Source organism: Corynebacterium ciconiae DSM 44920 (genome assembly GCF_030440575.1).
Lineage (GTDB): Bacteria > Actinomycetota > Actinomycetes > Mycobacteriales > Mycobacteriaceae > Corynebacterium > Corynebacterium ciconiae.
Window position 1 is genome coordinate 1,022,194 of the sequence record NZ_CP047189.1, and the last position, 15,508, is coordinate 1,037,701.

At 63.9% G+C, this 15,508-nt stretch carries 13 protein-coding genes; 6 read left to right on the forward strand and 7 right to left on the reverse strand.

The features are described from left to right. Positions 1-371: 371 nt before the first annotated feature. The gene (locus CCICO_RS04560) at positions 372-2,045 is read right to left on the reverse strand and encodes an L-lactate permease (protein WP_018020022.1); all 1,674 of its coding nucleotides are present in this window, start codon (positions 2,043-2,045) and stop codon (positions 372-374) included. A gap of 343 nt (positions 2,046-2,388) precedes the next feature. Here CCICO_RS04560 and argS point away from each other — a divergent pair, with 343 nt between their 5' ends. The 4 genes from argS (at position 2,389) to thrB (ending at position 8,019) form a co-directional block, all read left to right on the forward strand. Continuing rightward, on the forward strand, positions 2,389-4,047 hold the full coding sequence (gene argS, locus CCICO_RS04565) for an arginine--tRNA ligase (RefSeq protein WP_018020021.1): 1,659 nt from the start codon (positions 2,389-2,391) through the stop codon (positions 4,045-4,047). A gap of 166 nt (positions 4,048-4,213) precedes the next feature. Next, positions 4,214-5,566, forward strand: coding sequence for a diaminopimelate decarboxylase (gene lysA / locus CCICO_RS04570; RefSeq protein WP_018020020.1), 1,353 nt, complete (start codon positions 4,214-4,216; stop codon positions 5,564-5,566). 186 nt (positions 5,567-5,752) lie between these two features. Further along, on the forward strand, positions 5,753-7,090 hold the full coding sequence (locus CCICO_RS04575) for a homoserine dehydrogenase (protein WP_018020019.1): 1,338 nt from the start codon (positions 5,753-5,755) through the stop codon (positions 7,088-7,090). Positions 7,091-7,095: 5 nt separating this feature from the next. After that, positions 7,096-8,019, forward strand: a complete 924-nt coding sequence (thrB, locus tag CCICO_RS04580; RefSeq protein ID WP_018020018.1) for a homoserine kinase — start codon at positions 7,096-7,098, stop codon at positions 8,017-8,019. 101 nt (positions 8,020-8,120) lie between these two features. Here the strand turns inward: thrB and CCICO_RS04585 are convergent, their stop codons facing one another. Genes CCICO_RS04585 through modA form a run of 3 tightly spaced genes read right to left on the reverse strand, consistent with a single transcriptional unit; the run spans position 8,121 to position 11,703 of the window. Next, the gene (locus CCICO_RS04585) at positions 8,121-8,864 is read right to left on the reverse strand and encodes a helix-turn-helix transcriptional regulator (RefSeq protein ID WP_018020017.1); all 744 of its coding nucleotides are present in this window, start codon (positions 8,862-8,864) and stop codon (positions 8,121-8,123) included. A gap of 11 nt (positions 8,865-8,875) precedes the next feature. Beyond that, positions 8,876-10,909, reverse strand: coding sequence for an ATP-binding cassette domain-containing protein (locus tag CCICO_RS04590; protein ID WP_018020016.1), 2,034 nt, complete (start codon positions 10,907-10,909; stop codon positions 8,876-8,878). Positions 10,910-10,932: 23 nt separating this feature from the next. Further along, positions 10,933-11,703, reverse strand: a complete 771-nt coding sequence (modA, locus tag CCICO_RS04595) for a molybdate ABC transporter substrate-binding protein (protein ID WP_167540153.1) — start codon at positions 11,701-11,703, stop codon at positions 10,933-10,935. Positions 11,704-11,905: 202 nt separating this feature from the next. Here modA and CCICO_RS04600 point away from each other — a divergent pair, with 202 nt between their 5' ends. Continuing rightward, positions 11,906-12,499, forward strand: a complete 594-nt coding sequence (locus CCICO_RS04600) for a MogA/MoaB family molybdenum cofactor biosynthesis protein (protein WP_018020014.1) — start codon at positions 11,906-11,908, stop codon at positions 12,497-12,499. A gap of 17 nt (positions 12,500-12,516) precedes the next feature. On the opposite strand, the gene mobA is transcribed toward CCICO_RS04600, so the two are convergent. The 3 genes from mobA to CCICO_RS04615 all read right to left on the reverse strand — a co-directional run bounded on the left by mobA (position 12,517) and on the right by CCICO_RS04615 (position 15,017). Next, complete coding sequence (mobA, locus tag CCICO_RS04605) at positions 12,517-13,164, reverse strand: molybdenum cofactor guanylyltransferase (protein ID WP_018020013.1); 648 nt, start codon at positions 13,162-13,164, stop codon at positions 12,517-12,519. After that, a complete protein-coding gene (gene moaC, locus CCICO_RS04610; protein ID WP_018020012.1) occupies positions 13,161-13,649 on the reverse strand; it encodes a cyclic pyranopterin monophosphate synthase MoaC in 489 nt (162 codons plus the stop codon). The genes mobA and moaC overlap by 4 nt, the downstream gene beginning before the upstream one ends. An 84-nt stretch (positions 13,650-13,733) precedes the next feature. Beyond that, on the reverse strand, positions 13,734-15,017 hold the full coding sequence (locus tag CCICO_RS04615; RefSeq protein WP_018020011.1) for a molybdopterin molybdotransferase MoeA: 1,284 nt from the start codon (positions 15,015-15,017) through the stop codon (positions 13,734-13,736). 70 nt (positions 15,018-15,087) lie between these two features. Between CCICO_RS04615 and CCICO_RS04620 the strand changes: the two genes are divergently transcribed. Beyond that, positions 15,088-15,507: a molybdenum cofactor biosynthesis protein MoaE gene (locus tag CCICO_RS04620; protein ID WP_018020010.1), complete on the forward strand. Its 420-nt coding sequence runs from the start codon at positions 15,088-15,090 to the stop codon at positions 15,505-15,507. Position 15,508: the final 1 nt, after the last annotated feature.

The following is a 15,508-nucleotide window of genomic DNA, read 5'->3' on the forward strand; positions in this document are numbered from 1 at the left end:
GGGTACTACCAGCTTACGCCAGCACATCCTACGTTCGGACATGTCCAATCTACCCGAACTCCAGGCAGAATGTGAACCGATTATAGTTCCAAAAAATGCCGGTCCACCTGCATATATTTAAGAAACACTCCTGTTTCCTAATTGCATATGCCTCAGATGGGCCGGCTCAAGGGTGGGCTAGGGTGACCGCAAGCAGGCGTGCGCGCAACGGCCGGCCCAACGGGGGTAGAAAGCCAAGCGTTACCTAACCTTGTACTGCTGTGGTGCTTATCGACGCCACCTTGCTTGCGTATCCCATCAACCAGCCCACAAGCGTTGCCGAGTGGGCCGGTACTGGCAGCGAGGAGGCGTCGATAAGCGCGCTGGTGTGACTAGGGCACAACAGGTGCCATAAAGGACAGCACGTTGGTTTGGAGATAGACGATGGTGCACACCGCGAGCAAGAGGCCGAAGGACCACATCACCACGGACTTGAAGATGTCCGACTCGCGGCCTTCCATGTTCACGGCGGTGGCCGCAATCGCCAGGGACTGCGGGGAGATCATCTTGCCCACCACGCCGCCGGAGGTGTTGGCGGCAAGCATGAGATCCGGGTTGAGGCCCGCGTGGTGCGCGGCAGTCACCTGCATTTTGCCGAAGAGCGCATTAGCGGAGGTATCCGAGCCGGTCACTGCAGTGCCCACCCAGCCGAGAGTGGGGGCGAGGAAGGCATAGGCGCCACCGAGGGAGGCCACGAATTCACCGATGGCGATGGTCTGGCCGGAGTAATTCATCACATACGCCAGGCCCAGAACCAGCACGATCGTCAGCGCGGACCAGCGCATGCGGTAAGCGGTGTCGGTGAAGGCGTGCACAACCTGGCCAGCGTGGAGCGGATAGGTGCCGTTCTCATTAAAGAAGGCGTAGATCACGGCCACGATGAGACCCGAGATCAGCAGCAGCGTGCCCGGGTTGGCGATGATGGCGAAGGTGTAGGCGGACTTAATCGGCTCGCCGTGGGCGTTGACCAAACGACCGGCCAGCAGCGGCCACTCCACACTGATCTTGATGGATTTCAGTGCCTCGGGGATGGTGGTGCCCAAGTTAGCGATACCGAAGACAACGGTGACCACGCCGTAGGGCATGAGCGCCATCCACACTCGGCGGGCGGGTAGCTCCTCGGCCACGGCGGCCGGGGGAAGTTCCATGCGCTCACGTAGCGCGTCGATGCCGCGCGGGGTCCAGAATTGCAGGAAGATGAAGGCCACACCGAGAGACACGATGCAGGCGACCACGTCGGTGAGCTGGTAGGCGAAGAAGTTCGAGGTGGCCCACTGGGCAATAGCGAAGGCGCCGCCGATGACGAACGCTGGGATCCATGCTTCGCGCACACCGCGGATGCCATCGAGGATGAAGAGCAAAATGGCGGGAACAAAGATGGCGATCAGCGGGGCCTGGTGGCCCACGATGGCTGCGATATTGGCAGTTTGTTCGGTGGTGCGATCGGCTACGTCGCCGGCGGTGGTGATCGGAATTGCCACCGCGCCGAAGGCCACGGGGGCGGTGTTGGCCAGCAGTACGGCGGTGGCTGCGCGCAGCGGCTTCACGCCGAGAGCGAGGATCATGGTGGCGGTAATGGCCACGGGGGCGCCGAAGCCGGCAAGGGCCTCCAACAAGCCGCCGAAGCAGAAGGCAATAAGGATGGCTTGGATGCGTACATCGCCATCGCCGAGCTTGTCGAAGGTGCGGCGCAGATCCTCGAAGCGGCCCGAGGCCACGGTGATCTGGTAGAACCAGATCGCCATCACGATCACCCACACGATGGGCAATAGGCCGAAAAGGCCGCCGCGCAGGGCGGACATCAGGGCGAGCTCGGTGGGCATGCTGAAGCCGAAGATGGCCACCAAGATTGCGGCCACGGTGGCGGCAGCCGCGGAGACGTGAGCCCGGGCTTTGAAGCCGATGAGCAGAACGAAGAAGGTGACCAGGGGGATGGTTGCCACCGCGGCGGAGAGGCCGAGGCTGCCTCCCACTGCGTCAGTGACCACGGTAAATGTGTTGTTCACCGCAACTCCTTATGTGTGCTGTACCTGTATATGTCTGCTGTATCGGTTCAGTAGCAATTCACAGATGCCCCTGGCGCTGGCTGCCGACAATGGGGGTAGTGCGGCAGGTGCTTGACGCGGGCCAGTATCGCACTCACAGTGTGAAATCCTGCACATCGATACGGGGTGTGAGAGACATCGACAGGTGGGATGTGATGTTTATAACCATTGTTACGTAGGATGTCGTGATTCCAAAAACTTCCTGAGGTGCTCTATGTCTCATTTCAGGATTTTTTAAGAATATGCAGGGTGTTTGTGCAGGAAATGGTGGAGCAAACGGGGGTATGAGATACACTAATCCGCTATGACACCTGCCGATCTTGCTGCATTAATCCGAAGCACTGCTGAATCCGTGTTCGCCGAGCACGACCTCGATTCCTCTGTCCTTCCTGAGACAGTGACTGTCGAGCGTCCGCGTAATCCTGAGCATGGTGACTACGCCACCAACCTCGCCTTGCAGGTGGCCAAGCGGGCAGGGGCACAGCCCCGTGAGCTCGCCCAGTGGTTGGCTGAGGCGCTCGCGCAGCACGAAGGCGTCTCCGAGGCCGAGATCGCCGGCCCCGGCTTCCTCAACATTCGGCTCAACGCCGCCGCCCAAGGCGCGATCGTGGCCGAGATTCTCGCGGCCGGTGAGCGCTACGGCCACGCCGATACTCTCGCAGGTCAGCGCGTGAACCTAGAGTTTGTTTCCGCCAATCCCACCGGCCCCATTCACCTTGGTGGTACCCGCTGGGCTGCGGTGGGCGATTCCTTGGGTCGAGTGCTCGAGGCCAGCGGAGCGCAGGTGACCCGCGAGTACTACTTCAATGATCACGGCCGGCAGATCGACCGTTTCACTCATTCGCTCATCGCCGCCGCTAGGAATGAGCCAGCCCCGGAGGATGGCTACGCCGGTGCATATATTGCGGAGATTGCCTCTGCGGTCATGCACCGAGTGCCGGGTGTGCTCGAGCTGCCCGAGGCAGAGATGCATGAGGCCTTCCGCGCCCACGGGGTGGAGATGATGTTTGCGCACATTAAAACCTCCCTGGCAGAGTTCGGCACCACCTTCGACGTGTACTTCCACGAGAACTCGCTGTTCGAATCCGGTGCGGTGGACGCCGCAGTGCAGACGCTGAAGGACAACGGCAGCCTGTACGCATCCGACGGCGCCTGGTGGCTGAAGTCCACCGATTATGGCGATGATAAGGACCGCGTGGTGATCAAATCGGATGGCGATGCCGCCTACATCGCCGGCGATATCGCCTATGTGGCCGACAAGATCGACCGCGGCCATGATCTCTGCATCTACATGCTGGGCGCAGATCACCACGGCTATATCTCTCGCCTGCGCGCCGCCGCGGCCGCTCTGGGCTACCGCCCGGAGCAGGTTGAGGTGCTCATTGGCCAGATGGTGAATTTGGTGCGAGACGGCAAGCCCGTGCGCATGTCCAAGCGTGCCGGCACGGTGATCACCCTCGATGATCTCGTCGAGGCCGTGGGCGTGGACGCGGCCCGTTATGCCATGATTCGTTCCTCCGTGGACCAAAGCCTCGATATTGATCTCGAGCTCTGGGCCTCGCGCTCCTCCGACAACCCGGTGTTCTATGTGCAGTATGGTCACGCACGTCTGTGCTCGATTGCGCGCAAGGCTGCCGAGTTGGGTGTGAGCCTCGAGAACGCAGATATCGATTTCTCGGTCCTTGACAGTGAGCGGGAAGGCGATCTTATTCGCACGCTAGGCGAGTTCCCAGCGGCGATTGCGTCCGCCGCTGACCTGCGCGAACCACACCGCATCGCCCGCTACGCCGAGCAGCTGGCCGGCACTTTCCACCGTTTCTACGACACCTGCCAGATCCTGCCGAAGGCCGGCGAGGAGACCTCCGAGCTGCACATTGCGCGCCTGGCGCTCGCCGCCGCAAGCCGCCAAGTTCTCAGCAACGCGCTCGGGTTGTGCGGGGTCACCGCGCCGGAGCGCATGTAGCGTACGGTAACCTCGTTCACCACGAACTCCCGACCGCAGATGGCAGCGATCGCTTATCGACGCCACCTCGCCGCCCACTTTCGCGCCTAGCGAAACGGCGGCCTTGGCGGTGGGTGGGCGTGAGTACCGCCGATCACAAGACGATTTAGAGTAAAGAAGCCCTTTGATGAACGACTTCAACAGCATCCCCTCTCACGTGTGGCCGCGCAATGCCGTGCGCCAAGACGATGGCGTGGTCACTATCGCTGGTGTGCCCCTTCCTGAGATCGCGGACACCTACGGCACCCCGTGCTACGTGATCGATGAGGACGATTTCCGGAGCCGCTGCCGCGATATGGCCGAGGCTTTCGGCGGCGGCGAGAACGTGCACTATGCATCGAAGGCTCTGCTTACCGCCACCGTGGCGCGCTGGGTCGACGAAGAGGGGCTGTGTATGGACGTGGCCTCCCTCGGTGAGCTGCAGATTGCGCTCGCCGCGGGTTTTCCGGCCGAGCGTATTACCGCCCATGGCAATAACAAGTCCGTCGCTTTCCTGCGCGCCATCATCTCCGAGAAGGTGGGCTCGGTTGTTCTCGACAACGCCGGCGAGCTCGAGCTGCTGGATGAGCTCAGCGCCGCCTCCGAGCACATCCAGGATGTGCTCATCCGGGTGAAGCCCGGGATCGAGGCCCACACCCACGAGTTCATCGCCACCGCCCACGAGGATCAAAAGTTCGGTTTCTCTCTCGCCTCGGGCTCCGCCATGGAGGCTGCTCGGGCTGCGGCGCGTGCCGAGAACCTCCGGCTGGTGGGCCTGCACTGCCACGTGGGCTCTCAAGTGTTCGACGCCGAGGGCTTTTCCGTAGCAGCGGAGCGGGTGCTCGGCTTGTTCAGGCAGCTGCACGATGAGCTACCGGCGGATGAACTCGCCCAGCTCAGCGTGCTCGATCTCGGTGGCGGCTACGGTATTGCCTACACCGAAGATGAGGAGCCGCTGAACGTGCGCGCAGTGGCGGCCGATGTGATTGGCCGCGTCGCCGAAGTCGCCGACCAGCTGGGCATTCCGGCTCCCTCGGTGAAGGTTGAGCCCGGGCGAGCAATTGCTGGGCCGGCGGCTGTGACCCTCTACGAGGTCGGCTCCGTCAAGGATGTCCACGTGGACGAGGACACCACCCGCCGCTATGTGGCCGTGGACGGCGGTATGAGCGATAACATCCGCCCAGCGCTCTATGGCGCGGCCTACGACGGCCGCCTTGTCAGTCGCTTTGCGGAAGGGGAGTACACCACCACCCGCATCGTCGGCGCGCACTGCGAATCCGGCGACATCCTGATCCCCGAGGCCTCTTATCCCAACGATCTCGGCCGGGGTGATCTCTTCGCCATCGCCGCCACCGGCGCCTACTGCTATGTGATGTCTAGCCGCTATAACGCGTTTCTTCGGCCGCCGATCGTTAGCGTGCGCGGTGGGCAGGCGAAACTCATGGTGCGCCGCGAGACAGTGGAAGACATCTTGGCCCTAGAAAACACCGGCGAGCACTAGTCTCGCGCGGTGGCGGCTCATCGCCAGGCGGGCAGTGTGAGGCCTGGGCCACACCCACGGCGGGAGCACAGCGGGAGGTTTATACTTGCCTCACGTTCCGCCCGTCGAGGCGAGGGCGCTAAGCCCATCCGCTGAGAAACACCGACTTGAGACAGCAACTATTTCACTAAAGGGGAACATCGATTCATGTCTGAGAACGCAGCAGTCACCTTCAAGCCCGGCAAGGGCGCTGGCTCACCGGTTGGCGTCGCGATTCTGGGACACGGCACTGTCGGCAGCGAAGTGCTGCGGCTGATGGAGCAAGACGCCGACGCCCTCGAACACCGCATCGGCGGCCCGCTGGAGCTGAAAGGTGTGGCTGTTTCCGATATCGATAAGCACGCCGATGCGGTACCCCGTGAGCTGCTTACCACTGATGCGATGTCGCTGATCAACCGCGACGACGTAGACATTGTGGTGGAAGTCATCGGCGGGATCGACTACCCCCGCGAGCTAGTGCTGGCCGCGCTGCGCGCCGGCAAGTCTGTGGTGACCGCCAACAAGGCCTTGGTTGCTGCACACTCGGCAGAACTCGCTGAGGCCGCCGACGCGGCCGGGGTGGATCTGTACTTTGAGGCTGCCGTGGCCGCCGCAATCCCCGTTGTGGGGCCGCTGCGCCGCTCCTTGGCCGGCGACCAGGTGGAGCTGGTTATGGGCATCGTCAACGGCACCACCAATTTCATCCTCGACGGCATGGATTCCACCGGCGCGAACTACGACGACATGCTGGCCGAAGCCACCCGCTTGGGCTATGCCGAGGCCGATCCCACCGCCGATGTGGAAGGCCACGACGCCGCCTCGAAGGCCGCTATTTTGGCATCGTTGGCGTTCCATACCCGAGTGACCGCAGATGATGTGTATTGCGAGGGCATCACCCAGATTTCCGCCGAGGACATCGCGGCAGCTAAGGACGCCGGCTACATCATCAAGCTGCTTGCTGTGTGTGAACGATTCACCAACGCTGAGGGAGTCGAGGAGATCGCGGCCCGCGTGCACCCGACCCTCATCCCGCGCTCGCACCCATTGGCCAGCGTGAACAAGTCCTTCAACGCGATCTTCGTGGAGGCCGAGGCCGCCGGTCGCCTCATGTTCTACGGCAATGGTGCCGGCGGCGCCCCCACCGCCTCTGCCGTGTTGGGCGATCTGGTGGGTGCCTCCCGCAACAAGGTCCACGGCGGACGCGCCCCGGGCGAGTCCACCTATGCGAATTTGCCCATCGCCAGCTTCGGTGAGGTGCGCACCCGCTACCACGTGGACATGGAAGTCCAAGATCGAGAGGGCGTGCTTGCTGAGATCGCTACGAAGTTCGCCGAGAACAAGATCTCTATCCGCACGGTGCGCCAGGAGGAGTTCGAAGACCACGCCCGCCTGATCGTGGTTACCCACTCCGCTACCGAGGCTGATCTGGCCACCACAGTTGATGCTATTAAGCAGCTCGACGCGGTGCGCACCATCCGCAGCGTGATCCGCATGGAAGGACGCTAAGTGCCATGAGCACCGATTTGGTTCCCGGTACTCGGGTGAGTGTGACCGTCCCGGCATCCTCTGCCAATCTTGGCCCCGGTTTCGACACCCTTGGCGTGGCGCTGGGCCTCTATGACACGGTGGATGTGGAGGTCACCTCCTCTGGGCTTGAGGTGGATATCTTCGGCGAGGGGCAGGATGATCTTCCCCGCGGTGAAACCCACCTCGTTGTCAAAGCGCTGCGCAGTGGTCTGGCTGCTGCGGGCATGAGCGCTCCCGGCTTGAAAGTGACGTGCCACAACAGCATCCCTCAATCGCGCGGCCTTGGTTCTTCCGCGGCAGCCGCCGTGGCGGGAGTCTGCGCCGCCAACGGCTTGGCCGGTGATCCTCTGAGCACTGAGGAGATCGTGCAGCTGGCGTCAGCCTTTGAAGGACATCCCGATAATGCGGCCGCTTCGGTGTTGGGAGCCGCGGTGGTGTCGTGGACAGATATCCCCGTGGACGGGCGCACCAAGCCGCAGTACCACGCGGTCTCGCTGCCGGTGCATGAGTCCATTCGTGCCACCGCGCTGGTGCCGGATTTCTACGCCTCCACTGACGCAGTGCGCAAAGTACTGCCCTCGGACGTCACCCATATCGACGCGCGTTTTAACGTCTCCCGCACCGCGGTCATGGTGATGGCTCTCCAGCACCACCCCGAGCTGCTGTGGGAAGGCACCCGCGACCGGTTGCACCAGCCCTACCGGGCCGATGTGCTGCCCGTGACCGCCGAGTGGGTCAATCGTTTGCGCAATCGCGGTTATGCAGCCTATCTTTCGGGCGCCGGCCCCACCGTGATGGTGCTCTCCACCGATGCGGTGGAGCCCTCGATCCTTGATGATGCCCGCGCCGCCGGGTTGAAGGTCATGGAACTATCGGTGGCGGGCCCCGTGCGCGTCGAGCGCGCCTAGACGCCGTATCTGCCCTAGGACTACGCAGCAGAGTTATCAGCTTGGTAGGCCTAGGGATTTTTGTGCTGTGAACAGGAGCAAGTCAGGCCTTGGGGCCTCGGTTAACTCTGCTGCGTAGTAGCACAGTGAAGTTGAATATCGCATTGGCCAGGGCGCACAAAGGGCAGCAGTGTCACGGTGGTGGCGCTGTGCTCATCTGCGCCTATTGCGGCTTGAGCAAAGCCGTGGTGGATGGAGCACACCAAGGGATCGGGCCGGGCGGATTCGGAGACAAAGGGGCAGCGGTTGAGCGAGATGGTGCGGGTATGGGGTTCGGCGGGGTCGTCTACAGGGGCGTCCGGATCGTAGCCGGTGCGTCGCATCAGGCTCACGAGGGCTGACAACTGATCGGAGTGGTTGTGGCTGTGTTCTGCCGTGTGGCCGACGCGGCGAGCCCAGCGGCGTCCGAGCTCGACAGCTCGGCGATGGGCGGCGTGAGTATCGTCGTCCGCGGCGAGCAGCTGGGCGAGTTCATTGACCAGCTCGATTTGTTCGCCTGTGATGGCCGCAGAGTCAGGGATGCGGGCGTGGACCACTAGGCTGGGCCGGCCGCGGCCAGCTCGGGCTGCACTGGTGCTGGTGCGCACGGCACCGCGTTGGAGAAGTTCATCAATGTGTCCACGCACGGTATTAATGTGCATGCCGGTGTCGGCCGCCAGGGTGCTCAATGTGGCGCCGTTGGGGTAGGTGCGCACCGCCTCGAGCACGAGGCGTTGTTTGGCGCTCAGTGGCAGCGAGTCGTCGAACAGCGCGCGTGTGGGCGCAGGTCCGGCAGCGGGTGAGGACTCAGCATGCGGGGTGGGCATGGTGCGCCATTTTACCCGTGGTCGAACGATCGACCATGCTCGGTGGGGTCCATGGGGTGCACTGTGGTGGCGAGCGCTTTGAAGCTGCACGAGACCTCAGTGCCGATAGCAAGCCCGAGCTCGGCGACGCTGCGCGCTGTCACCGCGGCCCGCAGCCGCTGCGTACTCTCGGCCAGCTGCACATGCACGCTCACCTGGTCGCCGCTGTGCTCCAGCGCCACGACGGCGCCGTTGAGGCAGTTTCGAGCGGAGGTGCCCGAAGGCGCTGCGGTGGTGGCAATGCTTACGGCCGTGGGCGAAAACAGCACGGCAACATCGCTGGCAGGCTCAAGAGGCGCGGTGTGGGGTGCGGTGGAGGCATCGGGCGCATACGTGGCCTCGATACCCTGGCCGGAACAAGACACGGTGATGAGCTCCGAGCTAGATGAGACCACCGTGGCGTGGAGTCGGTTGAGACCGGCGAGATAAGCCATGAAGGCGGTCGGTGGCTGTTGCATCATCTGCTCGACGGGGCCGAAGGCGGTGATATCGCCAGCTTCGAGGACTGCTGCGTAGTGGGCCAAAGTGGCGATGTCGACCACGTTGTGGCTGATGAGGATCACCGTGCGGTGGTGGGAGCAGGCCTTGAGCACTGCCCGCCAGCGGCTGGCGCTCGCAGCATCGAGGGCAGCCATGGGCTCATCGACGATAAGTGTGTGCGGGCGAGCCGCCAAACCGCGCAGCAAAGCCACCTGGGCTTGCTGCCCGCCAGAGAGCGATCCAATGGGAAGATCAGCAAGGTCAGACAGCCCGGCTGCGGCGAGCAGCTCGCTAGCGGTGTTCGCGCTACCGCAGACCACGCTCACAGCGCGGTGTACCCGCATCCTGGGAGGCAGCGCTGAGTCTTGGGTGAGAAGCACAATGCCGCGGGCGTGGATGGGAACCGGTGCGGTTCTATGCCGAGCTGCCAGCCGGGCGCTTCTCCAGAGCCTTGGCTGTGAGCGATCGACGCCAGGGTCGAGCACGGTCTCGCCGAGTGTGATCTCTGTGCCTGTGAGCTCGCCGACGATAAGCCGCGCCACGGTGGTTTTGCCCGCACCGTTTTCCCCGACCAACGCGGTGGTGCGGGCAGCGGGGAAGCTGCGGCGCTGTGCCGCAGGTCCGAAGGTGAGCGTCTCAGCCGGTGCGATCGGGGCAGTCAGGGCTGCGAGCGCGCTGGTGTTGATGGGCTGAAGGGTGGCGGTGTGGGCTGCTCCGGTGAAGCGGGGGCGCAACCACAGCCACGCGCCCCCTAGAGCCGCTCCCAGTACGGCGATAGCCAGCAGCATCAATACGGCCGCCAGTACCAGAGCGCGTTCGGGATCGATCTCGCGCTCCAGATAGATCCCAATCGGCAGGGTACGGGTAATTCCTGGGTAAGAGCCAGCGAAGGTGAGGGTGGTGCCGAACTCGCCGAGTGAGCGCGCACAGGCTAAGCCGGCGCCGCTAGCCAGGGCGGGAGCGACAGTGGGGATGAGGATATGGCGGGTGATCGCTCCAGTACTCATCCCCACCGATCGCGCCGATGATTGCACTCTAGGGCTGAGTTGGGCGAGAGCCTGTTCGATGGTGATCACTACGAAAGGCAGCGCCACGAACACGTGGGAGGCCACCACGCCCGGGAAAGCGAAGGCAAAGCGCAGTCCAAGCGTATCGAGCACGGGCGCGCTTATCCCGTACACCCCCAGCAGGGAGGTAAGCGCCATCCCACCCACCACAGGTGGCAGCGCTAAAGGCAGCAGCACCAATAACCGAGTGAAGCTACGCCCGGCGCGCAGCGTGTGCAGCCACAGCGCCACCGCCAGTCCGAGGACAGTAGCGATGACGGTGGCCCACACGGCCGAGGTGACCGTCACGGAGATTAATTCGCGGGTGGGGGGTTCGCTAAGAATCTCGGGTACTCGCTGCCACGGCACCCGCCATAGCAGGGCAAGTACCGGGGCAATGATCACGCATAGACCGCACCACGCCGCAACGATGACGGGAATGGTTTGGCGGGAGCGGGCGCTAGTGAGCTCGGCGGGCATGGCGCTGTGTGTACACCCCGTGGTTAGTTGGTGACGGGGTTGAAGCCGTGGTTGGACCAGGCTTCGTCGGCGGCGGTGCTGCGCAGTGCCTTGAGGAAGTCAGCGGCCTCTTCTTTCTTCTCGCTGGTCGATACCACTGCGGCGAGGTAGTGGTTAGGCGCGGCGTCGGCGCCCGGGATATCGAAGGTGCGCACGGCATCCCCGGCGGCGAGCGCATCGGAGGCGTAGACCAAGGCGGCATCCGCGCCGCCGGAGGTGACCTTGCCCAGGGTGTCGGTGACGTTCGCCTCGAGGGAGGCGGGTGTGAGGGAGGGGAGGGCGGCGTCGATAAGCCGCGCAGAAGCTGCGCCGCACGGCACCTGCTCGTCGCAGACTACAACGGTGGCATCGAGGAGGGACTCGTCGAATCCGGTGATGCCGGCGGTATTATCGGCGGGCACCACCAGCACCAGATAGTTGCTGGCCACTACTTCTGGGGCTTCAACCACACCCTGATTGACAGCCTGATTCATGGTGCGCTCGTCGGCGGTGATGAGCACATCGGCCGGTGCGCCATCGACAAGCTGCTGCACCAACGCGGAGGAGCCGGCGTTTTGGATCACAAGCTCTGCGGGGCGGTCCAACTCGGCGGCGAGGTCCGCGAAGTCGTCACTGAGCACTCGGGTGGAGGCGGCGGCGAAGACATCCAGCTGCGTGGCATCGGGGCTTGGGGCGTCTGCAGTGTTGGATGAGCAGGCACTCAACACCCCCGCTGCGGCGAGCACGCTTGTCAACGTCGTCAGGAATCTGCGCATGACCATATGGTACACAGCACGCACCGCCGTCTGTGCAGGCCCAAGGGGCTAGATTCGCCAGACTCTGAGCAGCACTTCGGCCCCGATATCGGTGGCCTAGAGTAGGCACTACGCATCAGCCTTCACGCCAAGCGGACAGCATCTAGCCAACACATCCCTCAACCTACGACAGCCTCAATCTCAGCATAAGGAGAGCCGATCCGTGAACGAATCTCACGCCCACTGCGAATCCGACGCCCACCGCAGCCCCCGCCCACTGGAGTCCATGCCGGAGATTCCAGGTGCTGTCATCACAGTCTCAGATCGCTGTGCCCGCGGCGAACGGCAGGATCTTTCGGGGCCGAAGGCTCGGCAGGGGTTATGCGACTATGGGGTCACGGTCGGGCAGATCACCGTGGTTGAAGACGGCGTGGAGTCGGTGCAAGAGGCCATTATCGAAGCGATCGAAGCGGGCGCGCGAGTGGTGTTTACCACCGGTGGTACTGGCGTGTCGCCGCGGGATCTCACCCCGGAGGCGACGGCGCCGCTGCTCGATGTGCAGTTGCATCAGATCTCCACGCAGATTCTGCTCCGCGGGCTGCAGGCAACCCCGTTGGCGGCATTGTCGCGGGGGCTTGTGGGTATTGCGCGCCGGGCCAGTCAGCGCCCGGCAGTGATCATCAATGCCCCTGGTTCGCGCGGCGGGGTGGCCGATGTGCTTGCGGTGGTGGGCCCGCTGCTGAGCCATATTGTGGATCAGATGGATGGCGCGAGCGAGCACGAACACCGGGAACACGAGCACCAGCACGAGCGGTGAGGTCTACGGGTCTGGTGTTAGTCGGAGGGAAAGTCCTCTAGGGCCGCGAGGGTGTCGTAGTCGCGTTCGGAGCCATCGCCTGGGATCTCGCCGATGCGTTGATTGCTCAGCAGCGCCGAGACCGCAGCCCCCGCGCATTCTGAGAGCTCTGCCACGGCGCGCGTCAGCGACTCGGTTCGCCAGAGCGCGCACAGTGGCTGTCGGTGGCCATCGCTACTACGCACCAGAGTGAGATCGATCCCAGGGCGCGGAGCAGGCTTATCGACGCCCACCTCCCGTCCATCATCACCTTCGTCCTGCGTGTTTTCTGCGAGGGCCGCGGCAAGCTGCGGATAGAGCCTGGCTGAATGAGGCGCATCCACCGCGAGCACCAAGGTGGTGGGGTGGGGCGGGTGATCTGCCGCAAGGCGGGTAACCCCCGCGGCGATCGCCGCTACAGGTCCTGAAAAAGGCGGCGTCTCGCGGGCCTGCACCACCCCTGCCGGCAGCTGCACCGCGCGGGTGGTGACTAGGCAGACGCGTGCGCTGGGCAGGTAAGCGTCGATAGTGGCAAGACAGTGGTCGATGAGCCGGCGGCCGTGCACCGTTACGGTGGCTTTATCCCGTCCGCCCATGCGGCTGCCCCGGCCGCCAGCCAGCAGGATCACATCAACGCCGGTGCTCATTGGGGAATCTCGCGGGACCAGTCACCCGAGCGGCCACCCGACTTGGCGATAATTGCGCTTCGGCGAATATAGGCGGATCGATCCACGCCTTTCACCATGTCGATGACGGCGAGTGCCGCGACGGACACGGCGGTCAATGCCTCCATCTCCACCCCGGTGCGATCGGCGGTGCGCACCGTCGCGGTGATCGCCACGTGATCGTCGCGGAGCTCAAGCTCCACCGAGCAGCCGTGTACCCCGATGGTGTGGGCCAGCGGCAGTAGCTCGGGCACTTTCTTTGCCGCGGAGATGCCCGCGATGCGCGCCACCGCCAGCACATCGCCCTTGGGCACGCGGTTATCCCGCAGCGCGCTCATCACCTCAGAAGAACAGGCCACCTCGCCATACGCAGTGGCCTCTCGCACGGTGGGGGTTTTGGCGGTGACATCCACCATGTAGGCAGTGCCGGCCTCGTTGAGGTGGGTGAACGTGAGATCCTTACTCATGGGAGGTCCTTACAATAAGTGAGCTATTTCGGTGGGGGATGTGGTTGGGTACTCGGAGCTGCCTTCGGGGCACTGGCGGTGGTACTAGAGCCGAGTGCACAGCACTCGAATCTCGTCGCCATCGTCTCTATCACCAGCCCCTGCGGGCACGATGGCTAGCCCATCAGCGACTGCTAGTGAGCTGATGAGATGGGAGCCAAGGCCGCGATGATGGGCGGGCACAGCACGCACCGTGGTCGCCGTAACCGGCCCAGTGCGTTCGAGGCACACCGGCACGAATCTAGCGCGCCGGGCGTCGCCGGGAAAGTGCCCGCCGGCGGTAGCTACGACGATAGGAAGATCCCACTGGCCAGGGGTGTGCACTCTGCTGCGTAGTAGCCGTATGAGCGCAGCGACGTAGAGATGGAAGGAGGCATACACACTCACCGGATTGCCCGGCAGGCAGGCGATGAGTGTGGAGTTGACCAGCCCAAGGCCTTGGGGCTTACCAGGCTGCTGGGCGATGGCGCCAAACCACACCCCGTGCTGGCTAAGGACTTCTTTGACCACGTCGAAGGAGCCTGCGGAGACACCGCCGGAGGTGATGATCATATCGGCCCGTTCGCTGAGTTCACCTAGGGTGCGCTCAAACTCTGCAGGCGTATCGGAGCTGCAGTGTACGCGGATGCAGTCGGCGCCAGCTGCGGCGACAAGCGCGGCGAGCATCGGGCCGTTGGAGTCGGGGATCTGCCCCGCGCCGAGTTCCTCGCCGGGGGCGCGTAGCTCATCGCCGGTGGAGAGCACAGCCACGGTGGGCACGGAGTAGACCTCCAGTTCGGAGTGGCCTACTGAGATCGCTGTGGCTAGTACGCCGGCATCCACCACGGTGCCCGCGCTCAGCACAGTCTGTTCGAGGTGGACGTCTTCACCGGCGGCACGAATATGCTGCCCTGCTCTGGCTGTGCCCTGCAGGCATACCTCGGCGGGGCACTCGCTCAGCCCGATCGGCATATCGGAGGCCTCCACTGGGACCACGGCCAGCGAGGTATCGGCAACGGAGCCGGAGACCTCGATCGGTGCGCCTGTCATGATGCGCACGGCTTCGCCCGGTTGGGGGCTGCGTGGGGCGCTACCGGCGGGCACATCGGCCACCACCGGCAGGGTGGTGCTATCTCCTGTGAGATCGGTGTAGTGGACAAGGAAACCATCCATCGCCGAGTTGTGAAACGCCGGGATGGGGTAGCGGGCGCGAATATCGGTGGCGAGCACCCGCCCGCGTGCCTGCTCGACCGCGCACATCTCGGTGGTGGGGGTGGTTGAGGCGAGGTAGCGCTGACCGAGCTCGGCAACGGCGCGCAGGTGATCGTCGACACTGCGAAACTGTGGCATAGTAGGCAAGTCTAGCGAGTGCCGGTGAGTGCGCTCCGTCAACCGCCGCGCAGAAAGGATATCCCTCTCAATGGTCGCCACCAGCTCCGGAATGTGCACCGAGCCGATCGATATGGCCGCGCTTTCAGCGGCGGTGGCTTGCCCCGAGGCGGGGGCGGTAGTCACCTTCGATGGCCGGGTGCGCAATCATGACCACGGCCATAGTGTGACCTCATTGGAGTACTCCGCGCACCCAGCGGCGGGGCGCATCATCGTGGAGGTGGCAGAGGAGATCGCTGAGCGCTTCGATCTTCACGCCGTGGCGGTCTATCACCGCACTGGCGCCTTGGGGATTGGCGATGTCGCGCTCGGGGCGGCGGTGGCTTCCTCCCATCGTCAGGAGGCCTTTGCCGCCATCGCTGCGCTTGTCGACGCCATCAAGCTGCGCCTGCCAGTGTGGAAGAAACAATATTTCGCCGACGGCACCTACGAGTGGTCGAACTGCGCCTAAA